This is a genomic window from Lonsdalea quercina subsp. quercina (assembly GCF_000688655.1).
Taxonomy (GTDB): domain Bacteria; phylum Pseudomonadota; class Gammaproteobacteria; order Enterobacterales; family Enterobacteriaceae; genus Lonsdalea; species Lonsdalea quercina.
In genome coordinates, this window is record NZ_JIBO01000010.1 from 79,302 (window position 1) to 94,703 (window position 15,402).

General features: G+C 57.8%; 13 protein-coding genes. 6 read left to right on the plus strand and 7 right to left on the minus strand.

The annotated features are described in order from the left end of the window. Positions 1-293: 293 nt before the first annotated feature. Both RZ35_RS11045 and bglX read left to right on the plus strand, forming a co-directional pair. Positions 294-1,634: an aspartate aminotransferase family protein gene (locus RZ35_RS11045; protein ID WP_026743359.1), complete on the plus strand. Its 1,341-nt coding sequence runs from the start codon at positions 294-296 to the stop codon at positions 1,632-1,634. A gap of 323 nt (positions 1,635-1,957) precedes the next feature. Then, positions 1,958-4,264 (plus strand): beta-glucosidase BglX, encoded by a 2,307-nt coding sequence (bglX, locus tag RZ35_RS11050; RefSeq protein WP_026743360.1) that lies wholly within the window; start codon positions 1,958-1,960, stop codon positions 4,262-4,264. A gap of 117 nt (positions 4,265-4,381) precedes the next feature. Here bglX and RZ35_RS18335 read toward each other — a convergent pair whose 3' ends face one another. The 3 genes from RZ35_RS18335 to RZ35_RS17380 form a co-directional block, all read right to left on the minus strand. After that, positions 4,382-4,489, minus strand: a complete 108-nt coding sequence (locus tag RZ35_RS18335) for a membrane protein (protein WP_026743361.1) — start codon at positions 4,487-4,489, stop codon at positions 4,382-4,384. A gap of 130 nt (positions 4,490-4,619) precedes the next feature. Then, positions 4,620-4,769, minus strand: coding sequence for a hypothetical protein (locus tag RZ35_RS17980; protein ID WP_157755383.1), 150 nt, complete (start codon positions 4,767-4,769; stop codon positions 4,620-4,622). Positions 4,770-4,895: 126 nt separating this feature from the next. Continuing rightward, on the minus strand, positions 4,896-5,285 hold the full coding sequence (locus tag RZ35_RS17380; RefSeq protein WP_071999791.1) for an AraC family ligand binding domain-containing protein: 390 nt from the start codon (positions 5,283-5,285) through the stop codon (positions 4,896-4,898). A gap of 144 nt (positions 5,286-5,429) precedes the next feature. Between RZ35_RS17380 and dinG the strand changes: the two genes are divergently transcribed. The 4 genes from dinG (at position 5,430) to RZ35_RS11080 (ending at position 12,214) form a co-directional block, all read left to right on the plus strand. Then, entirely contained in the window at positions 5,430-7,535 is a 2,106-nt protein-coding gene (gene dinG / locus RZ35_RS11065; RefSeq protein ID WP_026743363.1) for an ATP-dependent DNA helicase DinG, read from the plus strand. A 128-nt stretch (positions 7,536-7,663) separates the two neighbouring features. Next, positions 7,664-8,635 carry a DNA-binding protein YbiB gene (gene ybiB / locus RZ35_RS11070; protein WP_026743364.1) on the plus strand — a complete coding sequence of 324 codons (972 nt, stop codon included), beginning with the start codon at positions 7,664-7,666 and terminating at the stop codon, positions 8,633-8,635. 171 nt (positions 8,636-8,806) lie between these two features. After that, positions 8,807-10,672, plus strand: coding sequence for a M3 family metallopeptidase (locus tag RZ35_RS11075; RefSeq protein ID WP_026743365.1), 1,866 nt, complete (start codon positions 8,807-8,809; stop codon positions 10,670-10,672). Positions 10,673-10,939: 267 nt separating this feature from the next. Continuing rightward, the gene (locus tag RZ35_RS11080; RefSeq protein ID WP_026743366.1) at positions 10,940-12,214 is read left to right on the plus strand and encodes an acid phosphatase; all 1,275 of its coding nucleotides are present in this window, start codon (positions 10,940-10,942) and stop codon (positions 12,212-12,214) included. 86 nt (positions 12,215-12,300) lie between these two features. Here the strand turns inward: RZ35_RS11080 and glnQ are convergent, their stop codons facing one another. The 4 genes from glnQ to dps all read right to left on the minus strand — a co-directional run bounded on the left by glnQ (position 12,301) and on the right by dps (position 15,304). Next, positions 12,301-13,023, minus strand: a complete 723-nt coding sequence (gene glnQ, locus RZ35_RS11085; protein ID WP_026740541.1) for a glutamine ABC transporter ATP-binding protein GlnQ — start codon at positions 13,021-13,023, stop codon at positions 12,301-12,303. After that, positions 13,020-13,679 carry a glutamine ABC transporter permease GlnP gene (gene glnP / locus RZ35_RS11090; protein WP_026740540.1) on the minus strand — a complete coding sequence of 220 codons (660 nt, stop codon included), beginning with the start codon at positions 13,677-13,679 and terminating at the stop codon, positions 13,020-13,022. Before glnP ends, glnQ begins: the two co-directional genes overlap by 4 nt. A 26-nt stretch (positions 13,680-13,705) precedes the next feature. Then, positions 13,706-14,449 carry a glutamine ABC transporter substrate-binding protein GlnH gene (gene glnH / locus RZ35_RS11095; RefSeq protein WP_026743367.1) on the minus strand — a complete coding sequence of 248 codons (744 nt, stop codon included), beginning with the start codon at positions 14,447-14,449 and terminating at the stop codon, positions 13,706-13,708. A gap of 351 nt (positions 14,450-14,800) precedes the next feature. Then, positions 14,801-15,304: a DNA starvation/stationary phase protection protein Dps gene (gene dps, locus RZ35_RS11100; protein WP_026743368.1), complete on the minus strand. Its 504-nt coding sequence runs from the start codon at positions 15,302-15,304 to the stop codon at positions 14,801-14,803. Between the last annotated feature and the right edge of the window lie 98 nt (positions 15,305-15,402).

A 15,402-nucleotide genomic window follows, 5' to 3' on the forward strand; every position in this document is an offset into this window, starting at 1 on the left:
TACGCGGCGTAACGCCCCTGTGTATCAATCATATAGCCATAGATAATTCTATATGTTGATCCTGACTTAGGAAAAAGCACAAATCAAGCGTAGTTTTCCTCTGCCAAGAAGGCATAAATGCAAGACGCGGTAAGTTGCCGCTGTGAATTCGAGGGCACCAGAATAGTGCATATTTTTGCATTTGTGTAATTTATTGCTTTTGGTATACAGTGGTCTCTACCGGATCGTTCAGTGCGGCTCTCCTGCGGGCGGCGTAGACCTGATCCACAGCTCATTTCTCAGGGGGAGTCTTTATGGCGACACGTTCAACCATCATGGATACCAACAGCTTTCGAGCGGAACACGCCGACGCGCTGAGTCAGGATATCCGCCAACTTACCGATAAACGCAGCAAAGTGCTCGGTGAATCCTACCGCCTGTTCTACCGCAATCCGGTGCATCTGGTGCGCGGCGAGGGCCAGTACCTATGGGACGCGAGCGGCAAACAGTATCTGGATGTCTACAACAACGTCGCCAGCATCGGTCATTGTCATCCCGCCGTGATCGACGCGGTGCAACAGCAGATGAGCCAGCTCAATACCCATACCCGCTATCTGCACGAACGCATTCTGGATTACACCGAAGATCTGCTGACCACCTTGCCGCCTGAGATCACCAAAGCCATGTACATGTGTACCGGCTCCGAGGCCAACGATCTGGCGATCCGCGTGGCGCGCGCTTACAGCGGCGGCACCGGCATCATTGTCAGTCAGGAGGCGTACCACGGCACCAGCGACCTGACCTCGGGCGCGTCTCCCGCGCTCGGCAGCGGACAGCCCCTGGCAGCCACCACGCGCCTTGTGCCTGCGCCGGACAGATACCGGGTGGCAGCGCCGGATCTCGGCGTCTGGTTCGCCAACGAGATTCAAAAACAGATCGATGACATGNCCGCGCATGGCATCAAATTTGCGGGCTTTCTGGCCGACTCCATCTTTTCATCGGACGGCGTATTGCCGGNCCCGGTCGGTTTCCTTCAGCCGGCCATCGACGTCGTGCATGCCAACAGCGGTATTTTTATCGCGGATGAAGTCCAACCGGGTTTCGCCCGGACCGGCGACACGTTCTGGGGGTTCGCGCGTCACGGCATCGTGCCGGATATTGTGACCATGGGGAAACCGATGGGGAACGGCATTCCTGTCTCGGGGCTGTTTGCGAAGGCTGATGTGCTGGCCGCCTTCAGCGACGAGATCCCGTATTTCAATACCTTCGGGGGCAATCCGGTGTCGATGGCCGCCGCGCAGGCGGTGCTGAAAGTGATTCGCGACGAAGGGTTGCAGGAGCACAGTAGAACCGTCGGCGCGCTTCTCAAGCAGGAGCTGGCTGCCTTGGCGCAGCGTCACGAGTGCGTCGGCGACGTACGCGGCGCGGGGCTGTTCATCGGCTTTGAACTGGTCAGCGATCGGGAGAAGAAAGCGGCGGATAAGCCGCTGGCGCTGGCGGTGATTGAACACCTGCGGGAAGCGCGGGTGCTGACCTCGGTCGCCGGGCCGTACGGCAACGTCCTCAAGCTGCGTCCGCCGCTGGCATTCCAGACGCAGGACATTGACTGGCTGGTGGGGGCGCTGGACCTGGCGCTGACGCGCGCCCGTCGTTAACCTCACGCGATTTTCATTTTCAGCTTGTCGCCCGGCTTTGGTTGGGCGACACACTTTCTTACCTTCTCCCCGTACCTGCTTTCCCGGTTATTACACGTTGTTTTTTCAGGTAAATTTTCCTATTTATCCTACAACCCGATAAAATTTCGTATTGAAATCCACTATCATTAAGCGCGGAAAAACCGCATTGTCCGCAAGGTAGCTAGGTTGGAACATCGCCTCTGGTCGTTCGGGAGGAAAAGCCGATGACTCCTCTGTCCCCAACTGTATCCTGAGTTCTGGCACGCGTGACTGAAACGGGATTGATTAGGTCCGTAAACATAATGAAATGGCTGACTTCACTGACGATTGCAATAGGAATTGCTTGCCATCCCGCCGCCGCACAGACGGCGACGACACCCCCAACGGCGTTAACCGCCTCTTCGCAACAACGTGATGTTTATGTCAATGATCTGCTGAAGAAAATGACGCCGGAGGAGAAAATAGGTCAGCTCCGCTTGATCAGCGTCGGTAGGGATAATCCCAAGGCCGCCATCCGCGAGATGATCCGCAATGGGCAGGTCGGCGGGATCTTCAATACCGTGACTCGCCAGGATATCCGTGCGATGCAGGATCAGGTGATGCAGCTGAGTCGCCTCAAGATCCCGCTCTTTTTCGCCTATGACGTCGTGCACGGTCAGCGCACGATTTTCCCGATCGCATTGGGGCTGGCTTCTACCTGGGACGAGGCCGCCATCGCCACGTCCGCGCGCGTTTCCGCCTATGAAGCGACGGAGGATGGCCTGAACATGACCTGGGCGCCGATGGTGGATATCACCCGCGATCCGCGCTGGGGACGCGTCTCCGAAGGGTTTGGCGAAGACACCTGGCTCACGGCCGACATCGCGCGGATCATGGTCAAAGCGTTTCAGGGCGATGATCTCACGTCGCGCCATTCGCTGATGACCAGCGTCAAACATTTCGCGCTGTACGGCGCGGTGGAGGGCGGACGGGATTACAACACCGTCGACATGAGCCCGCAGCGCATGTTTCAGGACTATATGCCGCCCTACAAAGCGGCGATTGATGCCGGCAGCGGCGGCGTGATGGTCTCCCTGAACAGCATCAACGGCGTACCGGCGACGGCCAACCGCTGGCTGCTGAAAGAGTTACTGCGGGACCAGTGGCACTTTACGGGGATCGCTGTCAGCGACCACGGCGCGATTAAAGAGCTGATCAAACACGGCGTGGCGGCCAACCCGCGCGACGCTTCGCGCATTGCGTTGCAGTCCGGTATCGGCATGAGCATGAGCGATGAGTATTTCATCCGCTATTTGCCCGAACTGGTGAAAACGGGCGCGGTCAGCCAACGGGATATCGATGACGCCTGCCGTCAGGTACTGAACGTCAAATACGATATGGGGTTGTTCCAGGATCCGTACCGTCATCTGGGCGCGGCGGAGTCTGACCCGCCCGACACCAACGCGGAAAGCCGTCTGCATCGGCGGGATGCGCGTGACGTCGCACGGAAAAGTCTGGTGCTGCTGAAAAACCGGCTCAACACGCTGCCGTTGGCGAAGGGCGGCNCCATTGCGGTCATCGGGCCGCTGGCCGACAGCAAACGCGACATCATGGGGAGCTGGTCTGCCGCGGGCGTCGCCGCACAGTCGGTCACGGTATATCAGGGAATGCGCAACGTCGTGGGCGACAGGGCGCGCTTGCTGTACGCCAAAGGCGCCAATGTGACGGACCATGCGGGGATCGTCCAGTATCTCAACCAGTATGAAGCGGCGGTGAAAACGGACCCGCGCACTCCGCAGGTCATGCTGGATGAGGCGGTGAAAACCGCAGAGCAGGCCGATGTCGTCGTCGCCGTGGTCGGGGAAGCGCAAGGGATGGCGCATGAAGCCTCCAGCCGCGCCAATATCACGCTGCCGGACAGCCAAAAAATGCTGATCGACGCGTTGAAAAAGACCGGCAAACCGCTGGTGCTGGTGCTGATGAACGGGCGGCCATTGTCGCTGGTGCGCGAGGACCAGCAGGCGGATGCGCTGCTGGAAACCTGGTTCAGCGGCACCGAGGGAGGTAACGCCATCGCCGATGTGCTGTTCGGCGATTACAACCCGTCGGGCAAGCTGCCGATGTCGTTCCCGCGTTCGGTGGGGCAGATCCCGATTTACTACAATCACCTGCCGACGGGACGTCCCTATACCCCGGAAAATCCCGGCAAGTACACGTCCCACTATTATGATGAGGCCAACGGGCCGCTCTATCCCTTCGGCTATGGGCTGAGCTACACCACGTTTGACGTGTCCGACGTGCGGCTGTCTCGTCCGGTGATGCCGCGCAACGGCACCGTAACGGCTTCCGTCAGCGTGAAAAATACCGGTAAGCGCGCGGGGGAGACGGTCGTACAGCTCTATTTGCATGATGTCGTCGCTTCGATAAGCCGTCCGGTGAAGGAGCTGCGGGGCTATCGCAAGGTGATGTTGCAGCCGGGAGAGACGAAGACCGTCAGCTTTACGGTGACGCCGCAGGACCTGATGTTCTACAACATGCAGTTGCGACAGGTCGTCGAGCCGGGCGATGTCGATGTGATGATTGGTTTAGATTCGCAGCGGGTGAAAAGCCAACGCTTTACGCTACTGTAACCTAGAGCGCGGCGGCCGGAAATCGCGGCCGTCAAAACTGCTGCCCTGAATGCCTCTCTGGATTCAGGGCAGCGTCGTGATGGAAGGAGGGGGCGTAAAACGCCATTCGGCTGACCGTCAGGTGCCGGAAGTCAGGACGATATAACCGACCAGCATGACCCCGCCAATCCCTCCCAGCGCACACAGCCCAAATACGCCGATTGCACACAGCTTGCTTAACTTCATCCGCTTATCCTTTTATGTGTCCTCTGCGATTATAGATTTTCAGCCCGGGGATACAAGCTGACGGCTTGTGGGGTCATCACTCGACATTCAAACAGCGACGCGTTTGGCGAGCGTGTTTGAGCGCGCGGTTTTACCTGAGCAGCAGGTACGCGCCCAACCCAAACAGCACGACGCCCGCGCCGCGTTCCAGCCAATGTATCGAGCCCGCGAGACGACGTTGCAGCGATGGACGCGCAATCAGCATGGCGATAGACACATCCCATACCAGTACCCTCAGCACCCTATAACGTTCTGCTCATCGCCTGCGGGCTGAGAGGCGTCGTCATGCTGAGAGAGAACCGCCTGTTTTGTGAATACATCAGCGCGCTTTCAATCCCGGCCAACGGTGACGCGTGAAGACGGCTGATTATCTGCATAATCTGCTGAAAGAGCACTCCAGATGAGTAAGTGACAATGTCACTAATGAGCGATCCGCTGTCATTATCACCTCTTTTGAGCCGATGGTCGCACCATTGTGCGTTGAGGTACACCTATGATAGCGGCGGGTTTTCCCCGGCAGCGGGTTACAGCTATGCGGCAGGCCCGGCGGAATGACGACAACGTCGCCCGCGTTGAGCAAACAAGTCTGTTCTCCCACGCGGCATTGTGTGCTGCCGCGTTCCAGACAGCCGACGGACAGCTGTGCATGGCTATGCACTTTATACGGCTGCCGGCTCTGCCAGGTGGAACGACATTCCAGAAACGGGAATTGGGGAGAAAACCAATAGCGCTGTTGCAGGGTTCGAATGGGGGGCATGGCGGTCGGCAGGGAAAATGAATCGGCTCATCAACCTAATCCGTATTGGCGTTTTTGTCGAGCCGCGTCGCGGCATTACAGGCTGACGTAGGGGGGAGGTCTGTGGGACAATACGGGCCGAATGAAATCAGATGTTGAGCAGGCATGACCCTTTCCCCCGCAATCAAACAGCAGATAGGCCAGTGGTACAAGGCCTTGCAGGAACAGATCCCCGACTTCGTTTCTCNCCCGCCTCAGCGGCAGATGATCGCGGAGGTCGCACGCACGTTGGCGGGCGATTACCCGCGTCATCTGGCGATAGAGGCGCCGACCGGCGTAGGTAAAACGTTGTCGTATCTGATCCCCGGTATTGCGGTGGGAAGAGCGGAGACGAAGACGCTGGTGGTCAGCACCGCCAACGTGGCGTTGCAGGATCAGATTTTCAGCAAAGACCTGCCGTTGCTGCGTAAATTTATCCCCGATCTGACCTTCACCGCGGCTTTCGGCCGGGGCCGCTACGTCTGCCCGCGCAACCTGTCCGTGCTCGCGACCGACGCTGAAGCGCAGGGTGATTTGCTGCTGTTTCTGGATGAAAAACAGGCGCCGTCCAGCCGTGAAGAACGGGAGACCTGCGCGCAGCTGGAGAAAGATCTGCACACCGGCAAGTGGGACGGCCTGCGCGACCACCACCAGAAAACGCTCAGCGATGGGCTGTGGCGTCGGCTCAGCACCGACAAGGCCAACTGCCTGGGACGCAACTGCCACTATTATCGCGATTGTCCTTTCTTTCTGGCCCGACGCGAGATTGAAGACGCGGATGTCGTGGTCACCAACCACGCGCTGGTGATGGCGGCCATGGAGAGCGATTCGGTCCTGCCGAGCGCTAAAAACCTGCTGCTGGTGCTGGATGAGGGCCACCATATTCCAGACGTCGCCCGCGACGCGCTGGAGATGTCGGGCGAAGTGACAATTGGCGCGGTGCAGCACCAGCTGGACCAGTTCATCCAGCAGATGGGCGTTTGCCTGGCGCAGTTTGCTCCCAAATCGCCGCCGCGGCTGAGCCAGCCGGACCGGCTGGCCGAACACTGTGCCGAGATCCGCGAGCTGATCCAGTCTTTTGAGCGTATGAGCACGCTGTTTTTACCGGCTGCTTCGCCGTCGGCGGACTACCGCTTCCCGATGGGCAAGTTGCCGGATGAGATGCGTGAGCTTTGTTCCCGCCTGTTCAAACTGACCGACAGCCTGCGCGGGCTGACGGAGTATATGCTGAACGATCTGGCTGAAAAAACCGGCAAGCATGATGTCGTGCGATTGCATCAGACGATGCTGCGCATGAGTCGGCTGCTGGGATACTTCGAGTCGCAGAGCAAATTGTGGCGGCTTGCCGCGCTGGAACAGGCCTCACAGGCGCCGGTCTCTAAGTGGCTGGTGCGGGAAGTGCGCGACGGCCAGCTTCATCTTTACCTGCACTGCGCGGGCATCCGCGTCTCGGATCAGCTTGACCGCCTGCTGTGGCGCAACTTGTCTCATGTGGTGATCACCTCCGCCACGCTGCGTTCGCTGAACAGTTTCTCCCGGTTGCAAGAACTGACGGGGCTGGGAGAGGAGGACGGCGATACGTTCATCGCGCTGGATTCGCCCTTTAATCATCGTGATCAGGGCAAGCTGGTGATCCCCAAAATGAGCTATGAACCGTTGATGGCGCAGGAAGAGGATCATATTGCCGAAATGGCGCGTTTTTTCCGCGCCGAGCTAAAGCGCGACGCGCATAAAGGGATGCTGATGCTGTTTGCCAGCCAGCGCGCGATGCAGCAGTTTCTGACCCAGGTCGCCGATCTGCGGCTGATGCTGTTGGTGCAGGGCGACAAGCCGCGTTATCGGCTGGTGGAACTCCATCGTCAACGGGTCGAAGAGGGGCACACCAGCGTGTTGATCGGGCTGCAGTCCTTCTCCGAAGGGTTGGACCTGAAAGGCGAGCTGCTCTCGCAGGTGCATATTCACAAAATTGCGTTCCCGCCGATCGACAGCCCGGTGATCCTGACCGAGGGGGAATGGCTGAAAAGTCTAAAGCGGCACCCGTTCGTGGTACAGAGTCTGCCGAGCGCGTCATTCAGCCTGATCCAGCAGGTGGGGCGTCTGATTCGAAGCCATACCTGCTTCGGCGAAATCATCATCTACGATCGCCGCCTGCTGACCAAGGGCTACGGCGCCCAGCTGCTGGCCGCGCTGCCGGTCTTCCCTATCGAACAGCGGGATATGCCCGCGCCCTGATTTTCTCTGTCATCGCCGCCGGTCAGCCGCCGCGCATTCGCTTGTGCGTCGCGCGGCAAACGCTGCTCAACGCGGTCAAAACATGCTATTTTCGCTGCAAACGAGTCGTATTAACGCTGAGAAACGTCATGGATTACACCAAAATCATTAAAGAGGTCGGGCGCGGAAAAAATCATGCCCGCGACCTGGATCAGGAGACGGCGCGCGCGCTCTATGAGGCGATGCTGAACGACGCCGTTCCGGAGCTGGAACTGGGCGGATTGCTGATCGCTTTTCGTATCAAAGGCGAGGCGGAAGCGGAAATGCGCGGTTTCTATCAGGCGATGACGGCACGGACGTTATCACTGACGCCGCCGGTCGGTCGCCCGCTGCCGGTGGTGATCCCCAGCTACAACGGCGCACGGCGACAGGCCAATCTGACCCCGCTGCTGGCGTTGTTGCTGCATAAGCTGGGTCTGCCGGTGGTGGTGCATGGGGTCAAAACCGATCCCACGCGCGTGACGACCTGTTCCATCCTGCACGAGATGGGCTTAGCGCCGGCGGAGTCTCGGGAGGCGGCGCAACGGCAGTTGGATCGCGGCGAGCTGGTTTTCCTGCCTATCGACGTGCTATGTCCGCCGATGGAACAGCAGCTAAATATGCGCTGGCGCATGGGCGTACGTAATAGCGCACATACGCTGGCGAAAGTCGCCACGCCGTTTGCGCCTTCGGCCGCGCTGCGGCTGGCCAGCGTGTCACACCCTGAATATATCGCGCGCGTCGGAACGTTTTTTGAAGATATCGACGGACGCGCGCTGCTGATGCCGGGCACTGAGGGCGAAGTCTATGCCAATCCCCGGCGCTTTCCTGAAACCTATTTTATTCATCGCCAGCAGCGGCACCTGTTGCAAGCCCGCCAGGATATGATCATCGAGCGGTCGGCATTGCCCGCCTCCTCCGATGCCGTCGCGACAGCGCAGTGGACGTCCGCCTGTCTGACGGGCGAGCAACCGGTGCCGCAAGCGATCATCATGCAGCTGGCCTGTTGCCTGGTCGGCTGCGGTGAAATCGATTCACTGGCGCAGGGCGTGGACGAAGTTGTACGGCGGCTGGCGGNGTAACCGNCGGTCGTGAACGACTCGGGTCTTCGCGCCCGTGCCGCCACCGTGTCCTATGCTTGAAAGATTCATTCCGAAGAGAACGACCGTTCAATCACAGTAATTGGATGAGGGCGGCGCGGTAGCGGAAAGCGGCTGCCGCGCCCGAACCTGCATTGACGTTAAGGAGCAGCCATGCAGCAGATAGTGGATTATTTCAACGCGCTGAATAGCGATTACCTCGCCGTCCATCAGGCGAAAGAAGACCTGTTTTGGCAGCTATATATGGGCATTGGCGACGATGAGGNGGCGGCGCGATTTTCCGCCGCAGAAAGCGCCTATAAGCGATTTATCGCCCAACCGCAGAAACTGGCGGAACTGCGTGAACAGATCTCGGCGCTGGAGGCGCTACCTGAATCAGCGCAGCAGCAGGCGCTGCTTCACGGACTGCAAGGGTGGTATCGCTTCTTCGACTGCAACGTGATTGAAGATCCGGAAGCCCAGTCGCTGATGGAGGCGCTGATCGCGGCGGAAAGCGATTTGTACGCGCGTCGTCAGACCTATCAACCTACTCACCTGAACGCCGACGGCGAACGTGTCTCCGCGTCGCTGGGCGAGTTGCTGACCAATCAGGCGACGAATGATAACGAAAGCTATCGCCGCAGCTCGCAGGAGGCGCTGCGCGATCTGGAGCAGTGGCTGCTGAACAATGGGTTCCCTGAACTGGTCCGGCTGCGCAACCGCTTTGCCCGACAGATGGGCTATCGCAACTATTTCGACTACAAGGTGAACAAAACCGAGCGTATGACGCCGGAGCAGCTGTTCACTATTCTCGACCGTTTCGAAGCTGAGACGCGTGACGCCAATCAGCGCAGTTTGGAACAGCTGGCGGCGGAAAAGGGCGCGGAAGCGCTGTCGCCGTGGAACATACGCTACGCCAGCGCAGGCGACGTGACGCGTCAGCTGGATCCCTATTTCCCCTTCGCCGCTTCGCTGGCGCGTTGGGTCGACAGCTTCAAACGGCTGCATATCGGTTTCAACGGTGCGGTGTTGAACCTCGACCTGCTGGTGAGAAAAGGCAAGTATGAGAACGGCTTCATGCATCAGCCTGTGCCGCCGTTCGTGAATCAGGGACAGTGGATCCCGGCGCGTATCAATTTTACCAGCCTGGCGAAACCGGATCAGATCGGCAGCGGGGCGCACGGGATCAATACGCTGTTTCATGAGGGCGGGCACGCCGCGCACTTCGCCAATATCCGTCAAAACGCGCCGTGCTTCGCGCAGGAGTACCCGCCCACGTCTATGGCGTATGCGGAAACTCAGTCCATGTTCTGCGATAGTCTGTTGCAGGATGCCGACTGGCTGAAACGTTATGCTCGCAGCCGCAGCGGTGAGACGATCCCCGACGCGCTGATTCAGGAAGACATCCGCACGCGCCAGCCGATGCGCGCCTTCAACGAGCGTCACATCCTGCTGGTGCCTTACTTCGAGTGGCAGCTTTATCAATGGGAGGATGCGCAGCTGACGCCGGAGGCCATCACCCGGTTGGCGCGGGAAACGGAACAACGCATCATCGGTATTGAAGGCAGTCCGCGTCCGACGATAGCCATTCCGCATCTGCTGTCGATGGAGTCGGCGTGTTCGTATCAGGGCTATTTGCTGGCGCTGATGGCCGTCGAGCAGACGCGGGCCTTTTTCCTGCGTCGCGATGGCTACCTGACGGATANCCCCGCTATCGGCCCGGATCTGGCCCGCCATTACTGGCAGCCGGGCAACAGCGTCAGCCACGATGAGACACTGCGCAGCCTGACGGGCGAGGGATTCAACCCTGACTATCTGGCTCAGGCGTGCAACATGACGGTGGAGCAGGCGTGGCAGGAGGCGCAGGAGATGATGACATCAGCAGCGGCGCGTCCGCAGCCAGCGGCGGATTTCGATTTGCAGGCGCATATCCGCGTCGTCGACGGCGAGCGGGTGCTGGCGGATAATCGCCAGGGCGATGCGACGATGTGTCAGGCATTTGCCGCTGAAATTGAACGCGAGTACCCGGTCGTGAAATAACGGTCCCCCCGCGTGGCTATTGCCATCCTCCCCGGCGTCATTTCCGTCGTGTCGGCCAGCCTTACAACCCGTAAGGCTGGCCTTTTTGTGAGACTTTGTCCAAGCCGCGCCACGCGATGACGGCGTATCGCAGATGGCCGAAATGTCGGCCTTGTCACGGGACGGTCACAATGACGATCTAGGCTGTTTGCCATGTAAATTTTCTGCGTCGTTTTTTCTATGCCGGGAAAGACGGCTGACCTTCTATTTGAAATGCAAGGAAATAACATGCGCTATTCTTCTCTCTTCGTCGCCGTTGGCTGTGCGTTAACGCTCTCTCAGGCGGCGGCCGCCTTACCTGAACCTACGCTGCATGTGGCGAAGATAGAGGTTCAATCCACCACCGCAGCCAACGCCAGCTCGGAATACGTCGCGCTCGAAAAGCGGGTGCAAACGCATTTGCAGGACATGCTGCGCGGCAACGCGCAGGCGCTGACCCGGGCGCAGCTGGAGAGTGCGCAACAGCAGTCACCGCAGGCAGATATGGCGTGGCTGAAAACCGCAGACTATGACTTCCAGAAGAATGCGCGGGAGCAAGACAGTATCAAATTGTTGTCGGCGTTCCACTCGCTGACGCCGACGTTGCTGCGTCAAAATCGCGCTACGGTGGAGCGAATCAATCAGGATGCCTCAGACGCCCTGCGGCAAAAGGCGCTGATCGATGCGGAGAACATCCGCTATTTTTACGCGCTGGCGGAAGCGCTTGGACCGAGGCTAGGCAATGCCTTTATCGACGTTTATCAGCGTGGTGAGATGGGCAAAGCCGCGGCGTTGATCAAGGCCAGCGCCGTCAGCACGTCTCCGGCGAAACAGTTTTACCATTATCCACGTCCGTTTAAACGGCCGGGAAACGCGGTCCATCTGGTGCCGGATACGGCGGTCGTCAATGATTCCGTACCTTACACCGCCTCGGGCGATGCGTTCCCGAGCGGCCACACCAATAGCGGCTACAATGATGCGTTGCTGCTGGCGGAAATGTTGCCTGAGCGCTTCGTTCCGCTGATTGACCGTGCGGCGACCTACGGTTACTCCCGCGTTGTGCTGGGCGTGCATTATCCGCTGGATGTGATGGGCGGCCGTATGACGGCGGAGAATCAGATTGCCACGCTGATGAACGATCCGGAGTACAAGAAGCTGTTCACAGAGGCCAAAGCTCAGATGCGTACCGCGTTGGAACAGGCCTGTGGTATGAGCCTGGCGAAGTGCGCGCAGCCGCAGGGTAAAGACGATCCTTACACTCACCCCGCCATGCGTCAGCTTTATCGCTTCACGATGAGCTATGGACTGCCCGCCTCCAAAGTGGCCGCGCGTCCGGTCAGCGTGCCAAAAGGCGCTGAAGTCCTGTTGGAAGGACCGTTGCCGGAGCTAAGCGCCGAGCAGCGTCGCGCGCTGATGCTGAAAACGGCGGAGGCGGATGGCTATCCGCTGTCGGGCAGCAGCGAGGGTAACTTCTGGCAGCGCGTGAACTTGCACGATGCCGTGCTGGCCAGCAAACAGAGATAAAACAGGGACGCCTGTGGCGCATAGACGTAGGGATAAGTGAGATAAAAACAGAACGTATCCGCGAGGATACGTTCTGTTTTTGGCGATTATGCCACGTGTTGCAGGAACTCTCGCAGACGTTCGCTGGGGGGATGACTGATTAACGCGTCCGGTTCGCCGTCTTCCGCGATGCGGCCTTTATCGATGAAGATCAGGCGCGATGCGACTTTCTGGGCGAAACCGACTTCGTGGGTGACGATGACCATCGTCATACCTTCTTCCGCCAGATCTTTCATGACGGTCAGTACTTCGTGACGCAGCTCCGGGTCAAGCGCCGAGGTAGGCTCATCGAACAGCATCATCTTCGGTTTTACCGCCAGCGCACGTGCAATCGCCACGCGCTGCTGCTGACCGCCCGAGAGTTCGGACGGGTAGTGATGCGCCCGTTCGGACAGCCCCACTTTTTCCAGCAGCGCCATCGCCTGCTTCTCGGCCTCTTCCTTACTGGCGCCCCGGACGCGAATAGGACCGAAAGCCACGTTTTCCAGCGCGGTCATCTGTGGGAATAGATAGAACTGCTGGAAGACCATGCCGGCTTCCTGACGGATGAGGCGTTCGTCCACTTTGGGGTCGTTCACTTTCAGCCCGTCGACCACCAGCTCTCCGCTGGTAATCTCTTCGAGTTTGTTGATGCAGCGCAGCAGGGTGGACTTCCCAGAGCCGGACGGGCCGATAATCACCACGACTTCGCCCTGATTGATTTTCAGGTCGATATCATGGAGAACCTGTGTTTGCCCATAGTGTTTAGAAACGTTTTTAAATTCAATCATATAATTTTAAGTCTTCTTTCCAGACGGCGCAGAAGGAAGCTCAGCACCAGCGTAATAACCAGATAAATCACGGCGACCGCACTCCAGATTTCCAGTGCGCGGAAGTTCCCCGCGATGATCTCCTGCCCCTGACGGGTCAGTTCAGCAACACCGATGACGATAAACAGCGAAGTATCCTTGATGCTGATAATCCATTGGTTGCCCAGCGGCGGCAGCATCCGGCGCAGCGCCAGCGGAGCAACGACATAGCGCAAGGTGTCGCGGCGAGACAGCCCCAGCGCCATGCCAGCTTCAGAGAAGCCTTTATTGATCGACAAGACCGAACCGCGGGTAATCTCCGCGATATACGCGCCTGAGTTAATCATGATGGTGACGACGGCGGCGGCGAAAGGGTCGATGCGAACCGAGGTCAGGATCATCGGCAATGCGAAGTAGATGAACATCACCTGTACGACAATCGGCGTGCCGCGAATGATTTCGATAAACACCAGCGCGATACGGCTGGATATCCAGTTGCCGTAAACGCGCACGAAACCCGCGAATACGCCAATAATGACGCCNCCCAGCAGACCCAACACTGAAATTAACAGGGTCATTTTGGCCCCTTCCATCAGAAGGGGCAGGGAAGGCCAAATGGCACTCCAATCAAACTGCATGAAATTTCTCCACAAACTAACGGCGATTATTTAGGTTCAGTACCGAACCATTTCTGATAGATGGCTGCATAGGTGCCGTTTTCACGCAGGGTTTTCAGCGCACCGTTCACCCGTTCGCGTAACTCACTGTTTTTCGGGAAGGCGATGCCGTACTGCTGGGCTTTGATGGAGNCGCCGACGGCTTTGAACTGTCCGTGGCCGGCGGTTTTGATGAAGTAGAGGATGTTGGGCGTGTCATGCAGCACCGCATCGGCGCGATTCGTGGCCAACTCCATATAGGCGTTGTCGATGTTAGGGAACTGACGCAGGCTTTTGGTTTTGATATTGGCCTTCGCGTAGTCTACGGAGCCGGTGCCGCTCTTCACGGCGACAACTTTATCTGTCAAATCCTGCTCGCCTTTGATTGCCTGATTATCGGCTTTCACCATCACCAGCAAACCGCTGTCGTAGTAGCCGTCAGAGAAATCGATCGCCCGTTTGCGCGCATCGGTGATGGTGATGCCGGCTAGCGCGACGTCGATATTGCGGGTCTGCAGCGCCGGAATAATACCGCTGAAATCCATTGGCTTCAGGGAATAGTTCACATTCAACTGTTTGGCGATGGCGTCCCACAAGTCGATATCGAATCCAACGTATTTGTCGCCTTGCTTGAACTCAAAAGGCACAAACGCGGTATCGGTTGCTACGATCAGCGGCTTATCAGCTGAATGACTGCTGAAGCTACAGGCGAGCACAAGTGCGGCTACCGAAGCTTTGAGAAATGACTTCATTGGTTGTTTCCTATAAACACAGTTGTATTTCACTGCTTTTGAGGAGTAATACTGTCGCTGCGAATGGGATCCACACAGCATGTACAGCAGTTTTGGAGCGGTACCGCCTGTGTTTTTGTCACAGACGTTTTATGTGCACACTGCACCAATATGATTAACTTAATTGACTTGGAGTGACAACTGTTGATTCGCCTGTAGGCTAAATATTCGGGCTTTGAGGTTTTTTTTTGTACATCCTGACGAGAAATTCTTCAGGAAGCGAAAAGTCTGCGGGGCGGGGAAAAGGGTGCGACAGAAACAAGCAGACCGCCCATAGGGGCGGTCTGCAACAGCATCATTAATCCTTAAGGATTATTCGATGTTGGATTCGATGAACCACAGGAATTTGTCCAGGTCACGCGAAGCGGCGGTCAGGATGTCTGCCGTATCGTCGTCTTCGGTCGAAACAATACCTTTACGGGTTTCGTTGGCGACGATACCGTAACGTTCCGCCAGCGCTTTCAGGTGGTCCTGAACGTTATGAATATCGGTCGGGTAGCTTTTCAGCGACGTATTTGCGTTAATCGCCTGAGTGGTGCCCAGTGCGACGCCGCCCAGCTGTACGACACGTTCTGCGATGGTATCCAGATGGTCGACGATAGTGGTGCGGAAGGTGTCCAGCATTTCGTGAACACCGATGAAGTTCGCGCCACGCATGTTCCAGTGAGCCTGTTTCGTGATCAGAGATAGGTCAGTAAAATCAACCACCAATTGGTTCAGCAGCTTGATGGTGGAAACTTTAATTTCATCATCCTGATCGTTAAGCGTGTAACGTAGTTCTGAAGAGGTGGATTTTACCAGTTTAGCTGTACGCATAAGTGTTGCCCTCTTAATTCAATAATCATTAGATTTGATGTTCAACGAGGGTAATTATAGCAGCTCCACCGAAAGCAGTTGTATAAATTTGCCTATCG